We start from the raw sequence: 20,593 nt of genomic DNA, 5'->3' as shown, positions 1-20,593 counted from the left end.
TAGGACCGAAGGGCCGACGGCCTCGAGATCGCGCCGCCGGTGCAGGGCTGCAGCCCTGCACCGGCGGTCACACTATGCATCATCGCCAAGACACAAGGGGCCGCTGCCCCTCGGCGGGGAGCGCGAGGGGCAGCGCCCCTCGCAGACCACCGCACCCCAGGCACGAAGCGGCCCGCCCCCTCCGTCCGGCCCTCGCTCCCCAACGGGGACGGCCGGAGGGGTGCGGGCCTCGCGCCCTTTCCCTTACGGGAAGAGCGCTTCCTTCACGCCGCCCATCCAGAAGGCGAGGGTCGCTTCGGTGGGGGTCGTCGGCACCGGCTGTTCCAGCACGATCTGCGTGCGGGCGCCTTCGCTGCCGTTGCTGTTGGGCACGGGGGGTTCGACCTGCTGGATCAGGGCTTCCGCTTCCGCGACCGGCAGGACGCCGTAGTGGCCCAGCATGCGGGCCAGGACGCCCCACTTCACGCGGGATGCGCCGTCCGCGACCTTGATGGCGAAGCCGAGGCCGCGTTCCGGCGCGGCGGCCAGCAGGAAGCCCTCGGCGCCGCCCTTCAGCACGACCTTGCCGTTGGTGGCGCGCACCAGGCGGGAGGTGGCGGCATCCATGCCCGAGAGGTGGTCGGGGTGGGTCGTCATGGCGCGGACCACGCGCTTGGCGGCGGCGCGGCGGGCGTTGTTGGCGGACCAGCCGACGGCGAGGCGCGCCATGGCGGTCGCCATGTCCCGCATCGGCACGGCGGCGGCGGGCAGGCCGCAATGGTCATGGCCCATGGGCAGCTTGCGGGCGTCCCGGCCGAGATATTCGCTCAGCACGTCCATGTAGAGCTGCTGGGCGGGGTTGGCGGGGTTGGCGTAGTCCAGCCCGGCGCCGAGCTGCTTCGCCACCGACAGGAAGCCGCAATGCTTGCCGGAGCAGTTGTGGTAGATGCGGCGCGGGCCGCCGGCCTGGCAGGCGGCGACGATATCGTCCTGCCCGCGCGGCAGGGCCGGGCCGCAGACCAGGGCGGATTCGTCGAGGCCGAGCCGGCCCAGCCAATCCTGCACCAGGGCGACCTGGAAGGATTCCGCGCCGTGGGAGGCGCAGGCGAGGGCGATGTGCTCGTCGCTCAGGCCGAGGGCATCGGCGGCGCCGCTCTCGACCAGGCCGATGGCCTGGAAGGGCTTGAGGGAGGAGCGGGGGAAGGTGACGGTCCCGGCATCGCCCCAGCAGCCGACCAGGCGGCCGTCGAAGTTGGTGACCACGACCGCGCCGCTATGGACGCTCTCCACCGCTGGCCCGCGCCATATCCTCGCGAGCTCAACGAAATCCGTTGCGTCTGTCATTGGGGGAGGTTTCCTTGAGTCGGCATGCACCGGCGGCGGAACGTCCACCGCGACAGCAGCAGTGCCACAAAACCGGGCACGCCGAACAGAAGCATTTTGTGTCCGCCTCCGAATGCCGGCGGGTCGGCTTCGCCGGGCTTTTCCGCCCCTGGTTCGTCGCCGGCCTTGCCGGTGCAACCAGCATCGGCGGCGCCCGGCTCCTGCCAGGAACGAAAGATCCCTTGCGAATCCTCAGCCGCCGGCATCCGCAGGCGGACACTCACGCCGGCGGCAAGGAGCCCGTTCTTTCGACGATCATCGCATAATGTTCAGGCCGCCGGTGGCGCGCGAAGTTGAACATCGTTTCCTTGTAGGGGGTGCAGGCATCGAGGTCGCAATCGGCCAGGACCAGCTCATCCCCCCGCCCCAGCGCCTGGGCCACGATCTGGCCGGAGGGGGCGATGATGCAGGAGCCGCCGATCTGCATGATCCCTTCCTCCACCCCCGCCTTGGCGACGCAGACGGCCCAGGTGCCGTTGGCGTAGCAGCCCGCCTGCATGGAGAGGTGGTTGTGGAAGTCCTGCAGCGGGTCCGTCTGCGGCATGGCGGGGTCGTGCTGGGGGGTGTTGTAGCCCAGCATGACCATTTCCGCCCCCTGCAGGCCGAGCACGCGCCAGGCTTCGGGCCAGCGGCGGTCGTTGCAGATCATCAGCCCCATCACGCCGCCCATGGTGCGCCAGGCGCGCCAGCCGAGGTCGCCGACCTCGAAATAGCGTTTCTCCAGGTTCTGGAAGGGGCGCCAGGGTTCGTGCCCGGCATGGCCGGGCAGGTGGATCTTCCGGTATTTGCCGACGATGTTGCCCGAGTCATCCACCAGGATGGCGGTGTTGAAGCGGCGCTTGCGGCCGCCTTCGTGGACGAGTTCGCAGTAGCCGAGGTGGAAGCCGATCTTCAGGCGCTTCGCTTCCGCGAAGAGGGGCGCGGTCTCGTTCGACGGCATCGTGGTTTCGAACCAGGCGTCGAGTTCCGCCTCGTCCTCGATCCACCAATGCGGGAAGAAGGCGGTGAGCGCGGCTTCGGGATAGACGATGATGTCGGCGCCGCGCGCGGCGGCGTCCCGCATCAGCACCAGCAGGCGTTCGACGACTTGCGCGCGGGTTTCGCTGCGGGGAATGGGGCCGAGCTGGGCGGCCGCCATGGTGAGGATGCGGGGCAAGGCTGGCGCTCTCCGTGGGATGCCGCTGACATGGTGCGCCAGTCAGCGGCCGGCGTCACGCCGGCCGAGGCCGCGACGGGTGCCCAGGCGCGTTGCTTCGCAACGTGCCTGGGGTCCCGGAATGCGGCCCGCCGCCAGTGCGTCACGCCGCAGGCGTGCCTCCGGCACGTCACGCCGCAGGCGTGCCTCCGGCACGTCACGCCGCAGGCGTGCCTCCGGCACGTCACGCCGCAGGCGTGCCTCCGGCACGTCACGCCGCAGGCGTGCCTCCGGCACGACGAGCCAAGCGGCCGGAGGCCGCGCCCGGCGCCTGAGGGCACCGAGAAGGGTCTTCAGTCGGCCGTCACCTTGGCGGCGCGGACGACGGGGCCCCAGCGGTCGAATTCCTCCCGCACGAAGGCGTCGGTGCGGGCGGGGTCCATCCAGATCGGCTCGCTCGCCAGGTCGGTCAGGCGCGCCTTCATCGCATCGCTGTCGAGGATGCGGCGCATCTCCTCCGCCAGGCGATCGACGATGGGCCGCGGCAGGCCGCGCGGGCCGAACAGGCCGGTCCAGCTGCGCACCGCGTAGCCCGGCACGCCCTGTTCCGCGATGGTCGGGATGTCCGGGCGGAAGCGCACGCGCTCGCTGGTCCCGACGCCGATGATGCGGAGCCGCCCGGCCTGCGCCGGCCCCACCACCGTCGGCAGGTTCATGAAGGCCATGGGGATGGTGCCGGCGATGAGGTCCGTGGCCACGGGCCCGCCGCCGCGATAGGGGACGTGCACCATCTCCACGTTGTTCAGCATGCGGAACAGCTCCCCGGCCAGGTGGTTGGAGCTGGCGGTGCCGGAGGAGCCGAAGGAGAGGCCGCCCGGCGTGGCGCGGATGCGCGCCAGCAGTTCCGGCACGCTGGTGATGTTGGTCGCGGGGTTCACGGCCAGCACGTTCGGCACATCCACCATCATGGCGATGCCGGTCAGGGCTTCCCGCACATCATAGCCGAGGTCGGGCGAGACCAGGGCGTGGAAGACGTGGTTGGAGGCCGACGAGATCAGCAGCGTGTGGCCATCCGGCCGCGCGCGCACGACCTGGCCCATGCCGATGGAGCCGCCGCCGCCGGCGCGGTTCTCCACCACCACGGATTGGCCGAGGCGTTCCGCCAGCAGGGGGGCGACGAGGCGGGCGGTGACGTCGTTGGACCCGCCCGGCGCCCAGGGGACGATCAGGGTGATGGGGCGGGTGGGCCAATTGTCCTGGGCCTTCGCCAGGGCGGGCAGCAGGAAGGGCGTGGCGAGGAGCGCGCGGCGCAGCATGGGACGGACCTCCGGCGGTTGTTAGGGGCCGAAGTAACGCCGCAAGGCGCCGCGCGCCAGGGTTCAGGTGGCGGCCTCGAACCCCTCATCCAGCCAGCCGGTCCAGCCGCCGATCATCATCTTCACGGGGCGCCCGAGCGCGGCCAGCGCGGCGGCGGCCTTGTCCGCGCCGTTGCAGTGGGGGCCGGCGCAATAGACGACGAAGAGGGTCTCGGCCGGCCAGGCTTCCATCCGCTCCGCCGTCATCTGCCGGCGCGGCAGGTTCAGCGCGCCGGGGACATGGCCGCGGGCGAAGGCGTTGGGTCCGCGGACATCGAGCAGGACGAAGCCGGGATCGGGCGTGGCCATCGCGGTGTGGACGTCGTCGCAATCGGTCTCGAAGCCGAGCTTGGCGGCGAAGTGGCGCAGCGCCTCGGCGCTGGGTGCGGCGGCGGTTTCGGTGACGGGGTTGGGCATCGGGGGGGCTCCCTGGTTGGCGGCGCCAGGGTGGCGGCTGGGGCTTGCGCTGGCGATTGGCCTGGATGCCAGGTATCGTCAGGATCATGCCAACTCCGTTGCACAACCCGCTCGTCGTCGCGCTGGCCTATGACGGGCTCTGCACCTTCGAATTCGGCCTGGCGGTGGAGGTGTTCGGGCTGGAGCGGCCGGAGATGGGGCCGGGCTGGTACCGCTTCGCCGTTGCCGGGGAGCGCGCGGGGAAGCTGCGCGCGGCGGGCGGGATCAGCGTGGAGGCGGAGGCGGGGCTGGAGCTGCTGGCGCAGGCGGGCACGGTGGTGGTGCCGGGCTGGCGGGGGATCGCGGCGCCGGTGCCGGATGCGGTGTGCGAGGCGCTGCGCGCGGCGCATGCGAAGGGCGCGCGGGTGATGTCGCTCTGTTCCGGCATCGTGCCGCTGGCGGCGGCGGGGCTGCTGGAGGGGCGGCGCTGCACCACCCATTGGCGCTACGCGCAGGCGCTGGCGGCGCGCTTCCCGTCGCTGCGCGTCGATCCCGCCGTGCTCTATGTGGATGAGGGCAGCGTGCTGACGGCGGCGGGCAGCGCGGCGGGGCTCGATCTCTGCCTGCACCTGGTGCGGCGCGATTTCGGCGCGGAGGCGGCGAACAGCGTGGCGCGGCGGCTGGTGGTGCCGCCGCAGCGCGATGGCGGGCAGGCGCAGTTCATCCCCCGCCCGGTGCCGCCGCGGCCGGGCACGCGGCTGGCGCCGCTGCTGGATGCGATGCGCGCGACGCTGGACCAGGATTGGCCGCTGGAGCGGATGGCATCCGAAGGCGCGGTGAGCCTGCGCAGCCTGCATCGCCGCTTCGTGGAGGCGACGGGGATGGCGCCGGGCGCCTGGCTGCTGGCGGAACGCGTGGCGCGCGCGCAGGAATTGCTGGAGGTGAGCGACCTGCCGATGGAGGGGGTGGCGATGCAGGCCGGCTTCGGCACGGCGGCGACGCTGCGGCTGCATTTCCGGGCGCGGACGGGGACGAGCCCGACGGCGTGGCGCGCGCGGTTCGGGCGGCGGGCGGCGTGACCGCTCAGTATTCCGCGTAGAGCTCCAGGATGTTGTCCTCCGGATCGCGGAAGAACAGCGTGCGGTGGCGCCAATGCGGCAGGTCCGTGGGCGGGCGCAGGATCGGCACGCCGCGTTCGACCAGCGCGCTGTGCCAGGCGTCGATGGCATCGAGCGGCACGCGGAAGGCGAGCTGCACCGCCGCCGTGCCGCGGGGCAGGGGGCCATCGTCGCAGACGGACCAGGCGGTGCGGGGCCGCAGCGTGAGCAGCGTGGCGCCGAGGCGGAAGCTCACCCAGTTCGGCCGGTCCTCCGCCACCGCGAAGCCCATGATGCCGGTGTAGAAGGCGCGCGTCTCCGCCAGGCGGCTGCACAGGATGACGGTGTAGTCGAGATGGGTGATGCCGCCTGGACTCATCGCATCCTCACCCCACCGCCCGCCTTACCCCGTTCCACAGCGCCACCGCATCCGCGCCGCCCGCATCGCGCGAGGCCAGCCGCACGGCGGTATGCGCCATGACCAACCCGCTCCGCGGATGCACGAAGATCACCTGGCCGCGCACGCCCTGGAAGGCGAAGCTCTCGCGGTCCGGGAAGATCCAGGTCTGGTAGCCATAGCCGTAGAAGCGGCCGGCCTGGGCAACATGGGGCCGCGTCATGGCGGTGATCCAGGCCTCCGGCACCGCCTGGCGGCCGGCGGGCGTGGCGCCGCCGCGGGCCATCAGCAGGCCGAGCCGCGCATAATCCCGCAGCACGGCGTTGACGCCCATGTAGCCGAGCTCCGTGCCGCTGGCGTCGGTCAGCCAGGAGGCCTGCGCCTCCGCCCCCATCGGGCCCCAGACGCGCTCCGCCAGCACGGCGGCAAGCGGGCGGCCGAAGGCGGCGCGGAGGACGAGCGCCAGCACATAGGTCTCGGAGGAGGCGTAGTAGAAGCGGGCGCCCGGGGCGGCGATGCGGGTGTTGAAGGGGGCGAGGGCCACGGCGCCGCCGGCACTCGCGCGGGCCAGCGTGTTGCGGCCGAGGATCGCGTTGTCGTCGTTGCCGTCATACTCCTCCCGGAACTGCACGCCAGAGGACATGGTGAGCAGGTGGCGGAGCGGCGTCGCGCCGTATTCGGTGCCGGCCAGGCCCGGGACATGCGCGGCGGCCGGCGTATCGAGGCTGCCGATCGCGCCCTCGGCCTGCGCGACGCCGACCAGCAGCGCCGTCACCGTCTTGGCCATGGAGAAGCTGGCGAAGCGATGCGCGGGGGTGCGGGCATACTGGTAGCGCTCCACCAGGATGGTGTCGCCCTTCGCGACCAGCAGGCCGGTGGCGGGGTTGCGGTCCATGTAGCCGTCGATGTCGTAGCGCCCGCCGCCCAGCACGGCGGCGCCTTCGTAGCCGAGGACGGGTTCCGCCGTGGCGCGGCGCCAGGGCGTGGCGGTGGCGGCGGGGATGGGGTTGGCGGGGTAGAATTCGTCGTTGCGGGACAGGCCATCCACCACCGTCGCCGGCGTCGTCCAGCTGCGCGGCGTGGCGCGGGCGAAGCCGCCATCGGCCTGGGCGTACATCGCCAGGTTCGGCCCGCCGGCGCGCGTGCCGATGCCGTTGGCGAAGGTGAAGGCGCCGCTGCCCGAGGAGGCCGCCGTGCAGGCCGGCAGCAGCGCGGGCAGGGCGAGGAACGCACGGCGCTTCATCTCAGCCCTCCAGCCTGGCGGCGAGGGCCTGGCCGAAGGCCCGCGTGCCCAGGGGACCGCCGAGATCGACGGTGCGCGTGGCGGGATCGGCCAGCAGCGAGTCCACCGCCGCGTTGATGGCGCGCGCGGCGGCGCCGGCCTGCGCGTTGCCGCGCCGCTTCTCATGCCATTCGAGGAGCATGGCGGCGGAGAGGATCAGGGAGACGGGGTTGGCCCTGTCCTGCCCCGCGATATCCGGCGCGCTGCCATGCTGGGCCTGGGCGCAGCAGAGATCCTCGTTCTCGTTGGTCGAGCCCGCGAGCCCGAGGCCGCCGGAGAGTTCGGAGGCGAGGTCGGAGAGGATGTCGGCGTGGAAGTTGGTGGCGACCAGCACGTCGAAGCGCTGGGGGTCGCGGACCAGGATGGCGGCGCAGGCATCGACGATGATCTCGTCCAGCACCACGTCGGGGAAGCGCTGCGCCACCTCCCGCACGCAGCGCAGCCAGAAGCCGTCCGTCACGATGAAGGTATTGGCCTTGTGCACGGCGGTGACCTTGCGGCGGCGGATGCGGGCGAGTTCGAAGGCGCGCTCCGCGATGCGGATGCAGGCGTGGCGCGTGAGCTTGCGCATGGAGATCGCGACATCGGGGGTGGGCATGAACTCCCCGCTGCCCATGAACATGTTGCGGTCGGGGTAGAAGCCCTCCGTCGCCTCCCGCATGATCACCAGGTCCAGCGGCTGGTGGCCGCGGCCGAGGCCGGGGCGGGTGCGGGCGGGGCGGACATTGGCGTAGAGGTCCATGCCGACGCGGAAGGCCGCCGAGACGTTGATGCCGCCCTTGTCCTTGGTCGGGTAGTCGAGATGGCTGATGGGGCCGAGGATCACGCCATCGCAGGACTTCGCGGCCTCCATGACGGAGGGCGGCAGCGTGGTGCCCTGGCTCGCCAGGGTCTTCAGGCCGATCTCGTGGTGGTCGAAGCGCAGGTCGAGGCCGAAGCGCGCATCGGCGGCGCGCAGCACGGCGAGCGTCGCCTCCGTGATCTCGGGCCCGATGCCGTCGCCGGGCAGCACGATGAAGCGGGGCATGGCGTTTCCCTGTGGTGGTTGCGGCAAGGCTAGGACGGTTGCGCGGTGCTGTGAATGCGGGCGACGATTTTCGTTGCATCGCGCGACGCATCGCGTGTAGAGCGCGCGCCCCGCACCGCTGGTGCGGCAGCAGCAGGCCGGAAAGGTCTGGCCTGCGATCACCTCGAAGGAACACCACCGTGACCCGCCGTCCCGACCCGTTGGAGGAACGCGCCCGCGCCCTGGCCCTGGAAGCCGGGCAGGATCCCGAAGCCCGCGTGGAGAACCCGCTGAAGCCCGGCAAGACCATGCCGGCCTGGACGCTGTTCCGCGATGCCGCGCGTGATGCGCGCAACAAGGCGCGTGTGGCGGAGGCCGCGCTGAACATCGCGGAGCAGCCGGCGGCCTTCCGCGACTCACCGCTGAGCATCTTCGGGGAGCATGAGGAAGCGACGATCGGGCAGATGCGCAACTGCATGCGCGTGGGCCAGGCGGTGGCCGGCGTGCTCTGCGCGGATGGGCATCTCGGCTATGCGCAGCCGGTCGGCGGCGTGATCGCCTATGAGGGGCAGGTCAGCATCTCCGGCGTCGGCTTCGACATCGGCTGCGGCAACATGGCCGTGCGGCTCGACACGCCCTTCGCGGCGATCGAGGCGCGGGTGCCCGCGATCCTGTCCGACATCCGCAAGGCCGTCAGCTTCGGCGTCGGCCGCGCGAATGGGGAGCGGGTGGAGCATGCCGTGCTGGATGACGACGCGGCGTGGGAGGCCTCGGGCATGCGCGACTACCGCCAGAAGGCGGCCGCGCAGCTCGGCACCGTGGGCTCCGGCAACCATTATGTGGACCTGATGCGGGACGAGGAGGGCTTCGTCTGGATCGGGGTGCATTTCGGCAGCCGCGGCCTCGGCCATACCAGCGCGACGCATTTCCTCAAGCTCGCCGGCGGGAAGGATGGGATGCATGTGCCGCCGACCGTGGTGGCGGAGGATGGCGAACTCGGCGCGCGGTATCTCGCCGCGATGGAACTGGCGGGGCGCTATGCCTATGCCGGGCGTGAATGGGTGGTGGAGCGCGTGCGCCGGATCATCGGCGGCGCGGTGACGGACAGCGTCCACAACCACCACAACTACGCCTGGCGGGAGGAGCATGGCGGCCGCGCGCTCTGGGTCGTGCGGAAGGGCGCGACGCCGGCCTTCCCGGGCCAGCGCGGCTTCGTCGGCGGCTCCATGGGCGATGACGCGGTGATCGTGGAGGGGGTGGAGAGCGAGGCGTCCCGCACCGCGCTCTATTCCACCATCCATGGTGCCGGGCGCGTCTTCGGCCGGCGCGAGGCCAGGCGCCGCTTCACCCAGGCGCAGATGGAGGCCTGGCTGAAGGAGCGCGGCGTGCTGCTCTCCGGCGGCGAGCTGGACGAGAGCCCGATGGCCTATCGCCGCCTGCCCGACGTGCTGGCCCATCACGCGGGCACGGTGGTGGTGCGCCACCGCCTGCGGCCCTTCGCGGTGGCCATGGCCGGGGAGGGGGAGTTCGACCCCTTCAAGGACTGAGGGCCGGGGGCGGCGGGGGAAGCCTCGCCGCCCTTGGCGCTGTCCGGGCCCCGGCCTAGGTTCGGCATCAGGAGGACAACGATGCCGCATTCGCGCAACCCGGGCGGCGCCCGGATGATCACCGCCGGAGAGGCCGCGGCGCTGGTGAAGCCCGGCGACGTGCTGGACTACGGCATCACCTTCAGCCAGCCCGATGCCTTCGACCGCGCGCTGGCGTTGCGCGTGGGCGAGCTGCGCGACATCACCATCCGCAACTGCCTGTCCATGCGCCCCCGCGCGGTGCTGGAGGCCGATCCCGAAGGCCGGGTCTTCACCATCTTCAACTGGCATTTCTCCGGCTATGACCGGCGCATGCATGATGCGGGGCGGACGCACTACATCCCCTGCAACCTCGGCGAGATCCCGGACTACTACCGCCGCTTCATCGACCGCGTGGATATCGCCGTCATCAAGGCGACGCCAGCGGATGGCGATGGGTTCTTCAATCTCGGCCCCACCAGCCTCTGGCATCGCGCGGTGATGGAGCGCGCGAAGACCATCGTGCTGGAGGTCACGCCATCGCTGCCGCGCGTCCATGGCAGCGATGTGCGCGTGCATGCGACGGAGGTGGACTACCTGATCGAGGGCGATGCGACGCCCACACCCGAATTGCCGAACACCGTGCCGACCGAGGTGGACCGCGCCGTCGCCCGCCTGATCGCGCAGGAGGTGGAGGATGGCGCCTGCCTGCAGATCGGCATCGGCGGCATGCCCAATGCGGTGTGCTCGCTGCTGCTGGAGGCCGGCGTGAAGGACCTCGGCATCCATAGCGAGATGCTGAATGACGGGCTGGTGGCGCTGTACCGCGCGGGGCTGGTGACGGGGGCGCGGAAGGCGACGGATCCCGGGCGCGTCGCCTACAGCTTCGCGCTGGGGACCAGGACGCTCTACGACACCGTCACGGACAATGCGGATTTCGTCTGCCATCCCGTGGACTTCACCAACATGCCGGACGTGATCGCGCGGAACCCGAAGGCGATCGCCATCAACAACACGACGCAGATCGATCTGCAGGGCCAGGCGTCATCGGAAAGCGATGGCCATCGCCACATCAGCGGCACCGGCGGGCAGCTGCAATTCGTGCGCGGGGCCTATGCCTCGAAGGGCGGGAAGAGCTTCATCTGCCTGGCCTCGACCTATGAGAAGCGGGGCGAGCGGCGGAGCCGCGTGGTGATGGAGCTGACGGCGGGCAATGTGGTGACCACGCCGCGGTCGGACATGATGTATGTGGTCACGGAATACGGGATCGCGAACCTCAAGGGGCGTTCGGTGGCGGAGCGCGCGAAGGCGGTGATCGGCCTGGCGCATCCGGATTACCGGGAGGGGCTGGCGCGGGAGGCGCGGGCGAAGGGGCTGGTGCCGCGGCATTACCTGTAGGGACAGGGCGTGAACCTCCTCGCGCGGCCCGCCTTCGAGTTCCAGCTTCCCGGCCCGGCGCTGTCGGCCCACGCCCGGAACGCGGCGCGGCTTGCGGCCTGGAAGGCGCGGGTGGGCGATGCGGCGCGGGCGGCCTGGCCGGCAGGCAGGCCGCCCCTGCAAGGCGACATCGACGTGCTGATCAGCGAGTTCAGCGAGCGCGCGTCACGCGACCGGGACAACATGGCCAAGCCGATCTGCGACGCCATGCAGGGCATCGCCTACGATAATGATCGGCAGATCAAGCACTTGCATGTCGAATGATGCGACATTGATGGCCGCTACGTGGTGCGCCATATGCCGCCCGTGGTGGCGGGCGCGCTGAGCCTCGGGCGGGAATTCGTCTGGGTCCGCGTCATGCTTCATGTGCCGAGGAGGGATCTGCTGCGATGAGCACGAGCCATGACCCGGCAGGCCGTTCCGCCGTGAATGCCGTGGCCCGGCGCTACCTGCGCCAGGGCTACCGCGTGACGCGGCCAGGGCGCGGACAGCCTGTGCCCGCCTTCCTGGACGGCTTCGTCCCTGACCTGATCGCGGAAAGCGACGCCGACCGCGTCGTGGTCGAGGTCAAGCGCAGCGACCTGGTGCCGGGCGCCAATGAATTGACCGCGGTGGCGGAACGCGTGGCGCAGGAGCCCGGCTGGCGCTTCGAACTGGTTGCGGTCCAGCCGCCGTTGCGCGCCTCGGCACGGCGGCGACGCATGGCCGAGGACCTGCTCGCCCAGGCCGAGCGCTACCTCGACCTCGACCTGCCGGGCACCGCGGTGATCTGGCTCGTGAATGCCATCGAGGAAGCCATGCTCGCCCTGGCGGAAGGAAGGGATCGCTTCGCCGGCGACAAATCGGCGGCACGCCTGGCGCGTGACCTGGTGACGCTCGGCATCATCGATGCGGAGGAGGGCGCCCTGGTGCGCGACGCCGGCGCGCTCCGCCAGCGGGCGGTGGCCGGTGACGCGGATGCGGCGGAGGTCCGGGCCCTGCTGCGGGGCGCGCGGGGATTGCTGGCGCAGGTGGAGCGGCAATAGGCCCGATCCCCTCCCGCCTTCGTGAGGAAACCCGCCACCGCATCGCCACGCTTCGGGGCCAGAATGGTTGCAACCCCGAAGGATACGCCCGTGCCCATCCGCCGCCGCCACCTGCTGCCGCTCGCAGCGCTTCCCCTGATGCCGCTGCCCGCCCGGGCGGTGACGCGGCGGGAGATCGATGACCTCGCCGCCCCCGCGCTCCGGCGGATGCGGGAGGGGGAGGCGACGCGGGTGCTGTCGGAGAATGCGCGCGCGATCCTGATCTTCCCGCGCATCATCCGCGCGGGCTTCGCGATCGGCGGGCAATACGGCAATGGCGTGCTCTATGCCGGCGGCGCGCCGCATGCGCGGGTGGAGCGTGTGCCCGCGCCGCTGCCGCCGCCCCAGCCGCCCGGCACGCCGCTGGCGCCGCCCGTCCCCGTGCCGCCCGCCAGCCGCGTCGAGACCCCGGCGCCGGAGCCCTGGTCCCACCTCGGCTACTACAATTTCGCGGGCGCCAGCTTCGGGTTGCAGATCGGCGCCCAGGCCTATGGGCTGGCGATGTTCTTCATGACGGACGCCGCCTTCGACTTCTTCCGCCGGACGGAGGGGTGGGAGATCGGCACGGGCCCGTCGGTGGTGGCGCTGGATGCCGGCATGGCGGGCAGCCTGACCTCCTCCACCATGAGCCAGTCCGTCTATTCCGTGACCTTCGGCCAGCAGGGGCTGATGGCGACCTTGAGCCTGGAGGGGACCAAGATCACGCGCATCAGGCCGGACTGATCAGCGGCTCAGGGCCCTGGCCACCATCCCGCAGAATTCGCCCACCTTCTCGGGGTTCACCCAGCGCAGCACCGCCACGACATCGGCGTTGGGCCACATCCAGGTCACGTTCCCGCCCGCGCCCATGGCGAAGACGCTGTCGGCCGGCGCGCCGGGCCAGCGGTTGGCGCCGTTCAGCCACCAGAGGAAGCCGTAGCTGGGGTTGAGCGGGCAGGGGGCGAGGGATTGCTTCACCCAGCCCGCGGGCAGGATGCGGCGGCCGGCCCAGACCCCGTCATTCAGCACCAAGCGGCCGACCAGGGCCTGGTCCTCCGCGCCGATCCGCATGCCGCCGCCCCAATGCGTGCCGCCGGGGACGGAGGGGAGGCGGCGGCCATCCACCTCCACCCAGGCATTGTCATAGGGGTACCAGACCCAGTCCCGGCTGCCGCCGATCGGGTCCATGATCCGCTCCGCGAAAACCTCCGGCAGCGGCCGGCGGAACAGGTGCAGGAGCGACAGGGACAGGCGGTTCACGCGGACGTCGTTGTATTCCCAGTAGCTGCCGGGCGCCTGCAGGGGGCGGGCGATGCCCTTGGGGCCGGCGCCTTCCCGCGCCAGGTCGCGGCCGCGGTCGATCTGGTCCGACTTGCCGAAGAGCTCGCCCTCCCACTCCGAGGTGTTGGTGAGGAGGTGCCGCCAGGTGATGTTGGCGTTCTGGTCGCTCTCGAAGCCGCCATCCCGGACGCGGTGGCGGACGGGCTCGTCCAGGTCCGGCAGCAGGCCGTCGCCATGGGCGATGCCGGCCAGCAGGCTGAGGTAGGATTTCGCCACGCTGAAGGTCATGTCGGCCTGGCGGGTATCGCCCCAGGCGGCCAGGCGGCGGCCGCCCTGCTCGATCAGGCCGTTGGGGGCGCCGCGGGGGAAGACGGGGCCGATGACGGCGTTGTGGGGGGGCGGGTCGAAATGGCCGGCCTCCAGATGCGCGCGCAGGTCGCGGGGGAAGGGGGATTCATGCGCCTGGGCGAAGGCGACGGCATCGGACAGCGAGGGTTCGGTCATGGGCGCAGGGTGCCCGCCCTGCGGCGGGAGCGGAACCCCCCGGCGAAGGGGGCCATAACCCCCTGACACCGGGCGGCGAAATGCCCACATTCGCTCGCAACATGAGGAGAGAGACCATGGCCCCAATGGCAACGACGGAAACGGCGACGCTGGGCGGCGGCTGCTTCTGGTGCATCGAGGGCGCGCTGCGGCACCTCAACGGCGTCAGCAGCGTCCATTCCGGCTATTCGGGCGGCCATGTCGCCAACCCGAGCTACGAGGAAGTCTGCGGCAAGAAGACCGGGCATGCGGAGGTGGTGCAGGTGGTCTTCGACCCCGCCATCCTCTCCTACGCCGATCTGCTGCGGATGTTCTTCACGCTGCATGACCCGACGACCAAGGACCGCCAGGGCAACGATGTCGGGCCGCAGTACCGCAGCATCATCCTGTTCCACAGCCCGGAGCAGGAGGCGACGGCGCGGCAGGTCATCGCGGAGATCGATGCCGCGCGGCTCTATCCCGGCCCGGTGGTGACGGAGGTGGTGCCCTTCCAGCACTACTGGCCGGGGGAGGCCGAGCACCAGGACTACTTCGCGCGCAACCCCTGGTCCGGCTATTGCCGGGTGGTGGTGGCGCCGAAGGTCGCGAAGTTCCGCAAGACCTTCGCGGATCGCCTGAAGTCGGCCGCGGCCTGAAGGAGAACCAGAAGAAATGTCCATCTTCGGCAAGACCAAGCCGACCGAATCCTTCCCCGTGGAGAAGACGGAGGCCGAATGGCGGGCCATCCTCTCCCCGGAGGCCTTCCGCGTGCTGCGCGGCCACGGCACGGAACGGCCGGGCACCAGCCCGCTGAACGGGGAGAAGCGGCCCGGCATCTTCGCCTGCGCCGCCTGCGGGCATGAGCTGTTCGACGCCGGCACCAAGTTCGAATCCGGGACCGGCTGGCCGAGCTTCTTCCGCCCGCTGCCCGGCGGCATCGCCACCACCACCGACCGCAGCTTCTTCATGGTGCGGACGGAGGTGCATTGCGCCAATTGCGGCGGGCACCTCGGCCATGTCTTCCCGGACGGCCCCCCGCCGACCGGGGAGCGCTACTGCATGAACGGGGTTTCCCTGGCCTTCCGGCCGGGGGAAACGCCGGCGGCGGCGGCGGAAAAGCCTGCGGCGGAATGACCTTAGTTTAGCCTCAGGGCTGCTGGACATTCGGGTGGCCCGCCCCGATTTTGGGGCACCACACGGCCACCCGAAAGTCTGCCCACGTGTCCTGGCGCCTTCCTTCCCTGGTCCTGCCGATCCTGCTGGCCTTCGCGCCGGCGGCGCGGGCCGATCTGGTCTATGTGATCAATTCGGGGGAGGCCTCGATCACCGTGCTCGATGCCGCCAGCCGGCAGGAAGTGCGGCGGATTCCCGTGCTGCGGGAGCCGCACCACATGGTGCTGACGCCGGACGGGTCGGAACTCGTCATCGCGGATTCCGGGGGGAACGAGGTCTTCTTCGTGAAGCCGGAGACGGGGGAGGTGCTGCGCCGCGCCCGCATCTCCAACCCCTACCACCTGGAATACAGCCCGGACGGCAAGTACCTGGTGATCGCCAGCCTGCGGCGGGACCAGGTGGATATCCTGGATGCGCAGACCCTGGAGCTGGTCCATCGCTTCCGGCCCGGGGACAAGCCCTCCCACGTCGCCTTCAGCCCGGACAGCCGCACGGTCTTCGTGACCATGCAGGGGGACCGCGCCGTCGCGGCCTTCGACATGGCGACGCGCACCCATCTCTGGACGCAGGAAGTGGGGCCGGAGCCCGCGGGCATCATCTGGCACCGCGGCAGGCTGATCGTCGGCATCATGGGCAGCGACCATTTCGTCACGCTCGACCCGACGACGCGGGAGGTGCGGCACGCCTTCACCCTGGGGCGGGGCGCGCACACCATCTTCCCCTCCCCGGACGGGCGCAGCCTCTTCGCCACCAGCCGGGTGGACAGCCGGGTGGCGGAGGTCGATCCCGCGACGCTGACGGTGCGCCGCACCTGGGCCGTCTCCGGCGGGCCGGACTGCCTGACCTTCGACCCGGAGGGCCGGGTCTGGATGACGCTGCGCTGGGTGGGGCGGATCGCCGTGCTCGATCCGCGGGGCGAGACGTGGGAGACGGTGCGCGTCGGCCGGTCCCCGCATGGCATCTTCTTCAAGCCGCGGCGGGACGGGATCGGGGGGGATTTCGCCTTCTCCATGCCGGGCGCCACATCCGGCAGCCGGCCGCTGCCGGCACCGCTGCCGCGCCGGCCCCTGGCGGGCGCGCCGGCGCCGGCCGGGATCACGCCGGGCAGCATCCCCGCCGCGCCGGCCATCCCCGCGGCGCTGCGCCGCACGCCGTGAGGCGCCGCGGCCTTCTGGCGGCCGGTGCCTGCCTGCTGGCCGCGCCCGCCCTGGCGCAGCGCGCGCCGCAGGGCTGCCGCGGGCCCGTCTTCCTGACCATCGACACGGGCTGGAGCCGGGAGGCGGAGGCGATCGCGGCGATCCTGCGCCGCCATGCCGTGACGACGACGCTGTTCATCGCCGATGAGCCGACCTTCCGCGGCGACCGCACGCTGTCCGACAGCTGGGCGCCCTTCTGGCGCGCCCGGGTGGCGGAGGGCCATGCCTTCGCCAGCCATACCTGGCGGCACTGGTATTTCTCGGGCGATCCGGGGCCGGGGCGGACCACCTTCCGGTCCCGCCGGAACGAGGGGCAGGAGGTGCTGGACCAGCAGGCCCTCTGCGCCGAGCTGGCGCGGCCGATCGAGGCGCTGCGCCGGTTCGCCCCCGAAGCCCGGGTGCTGCCGCTGTGGCGGGCGCCCGGGGGCATCACCACGCCGAATGCCGTGCGCATGGCGGCGGCCTGCGGGCTGCGCCACCAGGGCTGGACCCGCAACGGATTCCTGGGCGATGAACTCGACAGCGCCGCCCACCCCAACGCCGCGCTGCTGCGCCGGAACCTGGCGGCGATCCAGCCCGGGGAGGTGCTGGTGATGCATTGGGGCGTGCGCAGCCGGCGGGAACCCTTCGCCGGCATCCTGGAGGAACTGATCACCGGCCTGATGGCGCGTGGCCTCTGCTTCGAGGCGCTGCCGGCCGAGGGAAGGGCGTGATGATCGACTGGCTGGCCGATACCTACGGCCTGTTCACCGGCTGGCTGTTCGAGGAAGCGGTGCAGCCCGCCATGTACGCGCTCGGCCTGATGGACTGGGCGGAGGAAGCCTTCCACTGGCTCGACTTCTTCGTCTTCGGGCTGCTCGGCATCGCCGTGGTCTATACGGTCTGCCGGCCGCTGGAGGCCTGGCGCCCGGTGGAGCGCTGGCCGGATGGGCGCGCGGTGCGGACCGACGTGGTCTATACGCTGCTGTCGCGCCTCGGCATCCTGCCTTTGCTGGCCTTCGTGCTGTTCGCGGCGGTGCAGGTGCGGATCGAGGGGCTGATCGCCGATAGCGGCTGGGTGCCGCCGACGCTGGAGAGCACCTTCCCCGGCTTGCGCGAATACCCGCTGCTGGCGCTGCTGATCTACATCGTCATCCTGGATTTCGGCGAATACTGGCGCCACCGCTTCCAGCATACCTTCGGCTGGTGGTGGGCGCTGCATTCCGTGCACCACGCCCAGACGCAGATGACCTTCTGGACGGATGACCGGAACCACATCCTGGACGATGTCATCGCCGCCGCCTGGTTCGGCGTGATCGCGGTGGCGATCGGCGTGCCGCCCGGACAGTTCCCCGTCATCCTGCTGGTGCTGCGGCTGGGGGAGAGCCTGTCGCATGCCAATGTGCGGCTCGATTTCGGGCGGGTGGGGGAAAGGCTGCTGGTCTCGCCCCGTTTCCACCGGCTGCATCACGGGCTGCTCTCGGCCGGGGCCTCGGGCAAGAACTACGCGGTGCTGCTGCCGGTCTGGGACTGGATCTTCGGCACGGCGGATTTCGACCGGGCGCGCTACCCCCGCACGGGCGATCCCTCCGCCCCCGCGGCGCTGGTCTCGGGCGGCTGGCTGCGCCAGCAGGTGGAGGGCACGCGGCGCCTGATCCGCGCGCTGCGGGGGCGGGACGCCTGACGCTCAGGCGCCCGGCCGGGGGGCGAGGGGCAGGCTGACGGTGAAGATCGTGGTGCCGCCTTCGGACTGCACGGTCAGCGCGCCGCCCATGTCGTTGACGATGCCGTAGCTGATCGACAGGCCGAGCCCCGTGCCCTGGCCGACCGGCTTGGTCGTGAAGAAGGGCGCGAAGATGCGGGGCAGGATCTCGGGCGGGATGCCGCCCGCGGCATCGTGCACCGTCAGCGCCAGCCGGTCCCCGGCCACGGCCGCGGCGATGGTGACCAGGCGCGGGGCCGCGCCCTCCGCCGCCTCCCCATAGGCGTCGCAGGCATTGGCGATCAGGTTGACCAGCACCTGTTCCAGCGGGATGGCCTGGCCCAGCACCGGCGGCAGGTCGGCCGCCAGCGTGTCCTGCACCCGCACATGGTGGCGTTCCAGCTTGAAGGCCAGCAGGTCCCGCGCGCCGCGCACCACGGCGGCGATGCAGACGGGGCCATTGGCCTCCCCGCCCATGCGGCCGAAGACGCGCATGTGGTCGATGACGGTGGAGGCGCGGCGCGCCATGGTCAGGATCCGCTCCAGCCGCGCGGCCATGGCGGGCGGCTCCAGCGGGCCCCGGTCCAGCTGCCGCAGCGCGTTCTGCGCGGCCAGCGTGATGGCTGTCAGCGGCTGGTTCAGCTCATGCGCCATGCCCGTCGCCAATTCGCCGAGCTGGGCGAGCTTGGAGGCCTGGGCGAGCTGCGCGGCGCGCTCGCGCTCCATCGCCTCCGCCTTCGCCAGGCGGCCCATGGATTCCGCCAGCAGGCGCAGCGGCAGCGACCGCAGCATGATGAAGGACCCGCCGGCCAGCGCGATGCCGATGACCGCGAGGAAGCTGGTCCAGCCCACGATGTCCTGCATGGAGCGGCTGACCTGCACCGACCCGGCCACCACGCCGGAATCGTGGATGGGCACGCTGACGGTCAGGGCGGGGCGGGCGGCCGGGGGGCCGAGCGTGGCGGCGACGTTGCCGGCCCGGTCGAGCACGCGCCATTCCTTGGGCTGCGCCGCTTCGGCGAAGGGGGCCAGGCGGCCGCGGATGCGCGCATTCTCGAACACCCAGTGGTCCGGGTTGCGGGTGACGAACTCCGTCATGATCGCGGCCGCCGATTCCGCCCGCGCTTCCAGCCGCGCGGTGACGGCGACGCGGGCGGCGACGAAATAGGCCGCGGGCAGCGCCACCATGATGAGCAGCGAGACGGTGAGGGCGAGCGCCGTGATGACCCGCACCAGGCGGGGGTCGATGCGGCCGGTGTCGGGGCTGTTCACGGAACCGGCGGGCCGTATCCGAGGCCGGCGAGCATCGCCCGCGCTTCCGCCCCCGCGAGGAAGTCGAGGAAGGCGGCCGCGGCGGGCGCGGGCTGCCCCAGCCAGGCGGTGTGCAGCGTGCGAGAGAGGGGGTAGCGCCCGGCCTCCACCGCCGCGATGTCCGGCGCCACGCCATCCAGCGGCAGGGGATGCAGGCGCAGCGCCTCCGCCCGCAGCTGGCCGATCGACATCAGGCCGAGGGAGCCGGCCATGGTCTGCAGCGCCTCCGCATTCTCCTGGTCCGTGCCGACGGTCACGAGGCCGGGGCGGCGATGCGCGGCGGCGACGCTGCGCTCCATCTCCGGCGACAGGCTGGCCAGCAGCAGCCAATCGGCGTCCGAGGCCTCCCGCCGCACCAGGCGGAGGCGCGCGCCATCCGGCCAGGTGGTGACCTCCCCCCGCAGCACGGCGGCCAGGCGCGGCAGCGTCATGCCCTGGGCATCGGCCGCGGCGGGGGCGTTGCCAGGGGAACTCCCGGTGACGATGGCGATGGGGGTGCGGGCCAGGGGGCTGGCGCGCAGGCCCTGGGCCGCTTCCTCCGCCAGCAGGGGGCGGGCGAGCAGGCCGATCTCGATGGCGCGGGCCAGCAGGGCGCGGATGCCGCCGCCGGTGCCGAGGCTCGGCAGGATGTCGAAGGCCAGGCCGGGGTGGCGTGCGGCGAAGCGGTCGCCGAGGTGCCGGATGGTGGCCAGCGCCATGCCGGTGCCGCCGATGCGCAGCCGGCCCGCTTCCGCCCGGGCGGCGGCACCGGGCGTGGCCAGGGCGGCGATCAGGGCCGGCAGGGCGCGGCGGGGCAGCATGGTGGCGGGGTCCTCCACCCGACACTAGAACCGCTGCGCATTGCCGGCCAGTTAGCGCGATGGCGCAAGGACCGCCGCGCGGCCTGTTTCGGGGGGCCTATTTGTAGTTGGGCTGGTAGCCCTGGGGTGGCGCGCCCGGGTGCCAATCCCCGTACTGGTCGTACCAGCCGCCGTAGCGGGGATCGTAGGGCTGGGCCAGGCGCGGGTCGGGCGGGATCGCCTCCGGCGCCGGGGGCGGCGTCAGCGCCCCGGCCAGGGTGCCGAGCGCCCCGCCGATCAGCGCGCCGCGCCCCGCGCTGCCGGTGACGGAGCCGATCAGCGCGCCGGCGCCGGTGCCGATCGCCGCGCCGGTCAGCGCGCGCTGGTTGCGGTCATTCGGGTCCGAACAGGCCGCCAGCAGCAGCAGGGGCAGGAGGAGGAGGGCAGGGCGGCGCATGGGCGGGCTCCGGGCAGGAAGGGAGCCGGCGGGGGCCCCGGCGCATCAGCGATCCCGGGCGGCGATGGTTCCGGGGGCGTGCGCCCGCGCGCGGAACGCGGCGACAAACGATTGCACC

Annotated in this window: 22 protein-coding genes; 11 read left to right on the top strand and 11 right to left on the bottom strand. The window is 72.0% G+C overall.

Annotated elements, in window-relative coordinates:
• Positions 1-243: 243 nt before the first annotated feature.
• The 4 genes from JJI54_RS29140 to JJI54_RS29125 all read right to left on the bottom strand — a co-directional run bounded on the left by JJI54_RS29140 (position 244) and on the right by JJI54_RS29125 (position 4,269).
• Positions 244-1,323: an asparaginase gene (locus JJI54_RS29140; protein ID WP_203076944.1), complete on the bottom strand. Its 1,080-nt coding sequence runs from the start codon at positions 1,321-1,323 to the stop codon at positions 244-246.
• A gap of 259 nt (positions 1,324-1,582) precedes the next feature.
• Entirely contained in the window at positions 1,583-2,518 is a 936-nt protein-coding gene (locus JJI54_RS29135; RefSeq protein WP_203076943.1) for an N-carbamoyl-D-amino-acid hydrolase, read from the bottom strand.
• A 332-nt stretch (positions 2,519-2,850) separates the two neighbouring features.
• A complete protein-coding gene (locus tag JJI54_RS29130) occupies positions 2,851-3,813 on the bottom strand; it encodes a Bug family tripartite tricarboxylate transporter substrate binding protein (protein WP_203076942.1) in 963 nt (320 codons plus the stop codon).
• Positions 3,814-3,876: 63 nt separating this feature from the next.
• A complete protein-coding gene (locus tag JJI54_RS29125) occupies positions 3,877-4,269 on the bottom strand; it encodes a rhodanese-like domain-containing protein (protein ID WP_203076941.1) in 393 nt (130 codons plus the stop codon).
• A 98-nt stretch (positions 4,270-4,367) separates the two neighbouring features.
• Here JJI54_RS29125 and ftrA point away from each other — a divergent pair, with 98 nt between their 5' ends.
• On the top strand, positions 4,368-5,327 hold the full coding sequence (gene ftrA, locus JJI54_RS29120) for a transcriptional regulator FtrA (RefSeq protein ID WP_318987607.1): 960 nt from the start codon (positions 4,368-4,370) through the stop codon (positions 5,325-5,327).
• A gap of 4 nt (positions 5,328-5,331) precedes the next feature.
• Here the strand turns inward: ftrA and JJI54_RS29115 are convergent, their stop codons facing one another.
• From JJI54_RS29115 to JJI54_RS29105, 3 genes are read right to left on the bottom strand one after another with little or no spacing between them, the layout of a single operon-like run.
• Complete coding sequence (locus tag JJI54_RS29115; protein ID WP_203076939.1) at positions 5,332-5,724, bottom strand: VOC family protein; 393 nt, start codon at positions 5,722-5,724, stop codon at positions 5,332-5,334.
• A gap of 7 nt (positions 5,725-5,731) precedes the next feature.
• Entirely contained in the window at positions 5,732-6,985 is a 1,254-nt protein-coding gene (locus tag JJI54_RS29110) for a serine hydrolase domain-containing protein (protein ID WP_203076938.1), read from the bottom strand.
• Between the two features lies 1 nt (position 6,986).
• Positions 6,987-8,051: an isocitrate/isopropylmalate dehydrogenase family protein gene (locus JJI54_RS29105; RefSeq protein WP_203076937.1), complete on the bottom strand. Its 1,065-nt coding sequence runs from the start codon at positions 8,049-8,051 to the stop codon at positions 6,987-6,989.
• A gap of 179 nt (positions 8,052-8,230) precedes the next feature.
• Between JJI54_RS29105 and JJI54_RS29100 the strand changes: the two genes are divergently transcribed.
• From JJI54_RS29100 to JJI54_RS29080, 5 genes are all read left to right on the top strand, one after another.
• The gene (locus JJI54_RS29100) at positions 8,231-9,577 is read left to right on the top strand and encodes an RtcB family protein (RefSeq protein ID WP_203076936.1); all 1,347 of its coding nucleotides are present in this window, start codon (positions 8,231-8,233) and stop codon (positions 9,575-9,577) included.
• An 81-nt stretch (positions 9,578-9,658) separates the two neighbouring features.
• The gene (locus JJI54_RS29095; RefSeq protein WP_203076935.1) at positions 9,659-10,993 is read left to right on the top strand and encodes an acetyl-CoA hydrolase/transferase family protein; all 1,335 of its coding nucleotides are present in this window, start codon (positions 9,659-9,661) and stop codon (positions 10,991-10,993) included.
• A 9-nt stretch (positions 10,994-11,002) separates the two neighbouring features.
• Positions 11,003-11,296 carry a RusA family crossover junction endodeoxyribonuclease gene (locus JJI54_RS29090; RefSeq protein WP_203076934.1) on the top strand — a complete coding sequence of 98 codons (294 nt, stop codon included), beginning with the start codon at positions 11,003-11,005 and terminating at the stop codon, positions 11,294-11,296.
• 125 nt (positions 11,297-11,421) lie between these two features.
• Complete coding sequence (locus tag JJI54_RS29085; protein WP_203076933.1) at positions 11,422-12,057, top strand: hypothetical protein; 636 nt, start codon at positions 11,422-11,424, stop codon at positions 12,055-12,057.
• 90 nt (positions 12,058-12,147) lie between these two features.
• The gene (locus tag JJI54_RS29080; protein ID WP_203076932.1) at positions 12,148-12,819 is read left to right on the top strand and encodes a lipid-binding SYLF domain-containing protein; all 672 of its coding nucleotides are present in this window, start codon (positions 12,148-12,150) and stop codon (positions 12,817-12,819) included.
• On the opposite strand, the gene JJI54_RS29075 is transcribed toward JJI54_RS29080, so the two are convergent.
• Entirely contained in the window at positions 12,820-13,860 is a 1,041-nt protein-coding gene (locus JJI54_RS29075; RefSeq protein ID WP_203076931.1) for a serine hydrolase domain-containing protein, read from the bottom strand.
• A gap of 116 nt (positions 13,861-13,976) precedes the next feature.
• Here JJI54_RS29075 and msrA point away from each other — a divergent pair, with 116 nt between their 5' ends.
• The 5 genes from msrA to JJI54_RS29050 all read left to right on the top strand — a co-directional run bounded on the left by msrA (position 13,977) and on the right by JJI54_RS29050 (position 17,910).
• Entirely contained in the window at positions 13,977-14,534 is a 558-nt protein-coding gene (msrA, locus tag JJI54_RS29070) for a peptide-methionine (S)-S-oxide reductase MsrA (RefSeq protein ID WP_203076930.1), read from the top strand.
• A 16-nt stretch (positions 14,535-14,550) separates the two neighbouring features.
• Positions 14,551-15,012: a peptide-methionine (R)-S-oxide reductase MsrB gene (msrB, locus tag JJI54_RS29065; protein WP_203076929.1), complete on the top strand. Its 462-nt coding sequence runs from the start codon at positions 14,551-14,553 to the stop codon at positions 15,010-15,012.
• A gap of 86 nt (positions 15,013-15,098) precedes the next feature.
• Positions 15,099-16,208 carry a YVTN family beta-propeller repeat protein gene (locus tag JJI54_RS29060; protein ID WP_318987606.1) on the top strand — a complete coding sequence of 370 codons (1,110 nt, stop codon included), beginning with the start codon at positions 15,099-15,101 and terminating at the stop codon, positions 16,206-16,208.
• Positions 16,205-16,960, top strand: coding sequence for a polysaccharide deacetylase family protein (locus JJI54_RS29055; RefSeq protein ID WP_203076928.1), 756 nt, complete (start codon positions 16,205-16,207; stop codon positions 16,958-16,960). Before JJI54_RS29060 ends, JJI54_RS29055 begins: the two co-directional genes overlap by 4 nt.
• Positions 16,960-17,910 carry a sterol desaturase family protein gene (locus JJI54_RS29050; protein ID WP_203076927.1) on the top strand — a complete coding sequence of 317 codons (951 nt, stop codon included), beginning with the start codon at positions 16,960-16,962 and terminating at the stop codon, positions 17,908-17,910. Before JJI54_RS29055 ends, JJI54_RS29050 begins: the two co-directional genes overlap by 1 nt.
• A gap of 3 nt (positions 17,911-17,913) precedes the next feature.
• Here JJI54_RS29050 and JJI54_RS33060 read toward each other — a convergent pair whose 3' ends face one another.
• The 3 genes from JJI54_RS33060 to JJI54_RS29035 form a co-directional block, all read right to left on the bottom strand.
• Positions 17,914-19,200: a sensor histidine kinase gene (locus JJI54_RS33060; RefSeq protein ID WP_203076926.1), complete on the bottom strand. Its 1,287-nt coding sequence runs from the start codon at positions 19,198-19,200 to the stop codon at positions 17,914-17,916.
• Positions 19,197-20,039, bottom strand: a complete 843-nt coding sequence (locus JJI54_RS29040) for a PstS family phosphate ABC transporter substrate-binding protein (protein WP_203076925.1) — start codon at positions 20,037-20,039, stop codon at positions 19,197-19,199. Before JJI54_RS29040 ends, JJI54_RS33060 begins: the two co-directional genes overlap by 4 nt.
• Positions 20,040-20,136: 97 nt before the next feature.
• Positions 20,137-20,475, bottom strand: coding sequence for a YMGG-like glycine zipper-containing protein (locus JJI54_RS29035; RefSeq protein WP_203076924.1), 339 nt, complete (start codon positions 20,473-20,475; stop codon positions 20,137-20,139).
• Positions 20,476-20,593: the final 118 nt, after the last annotated feature.

Source organism: Falsiroseomonas ponticola, assembly GCF_016805305.1.
GTDB lineage: Bacteria > Pseudomonadota > Alphaproteobacteria > Acetobacterales > Acetobacteraceae > Falsiroseomonas > Falsiroseomonas ponticola.
This window is presented reverse-complemented; position numbering and strand designations above follow the sequence as displayed.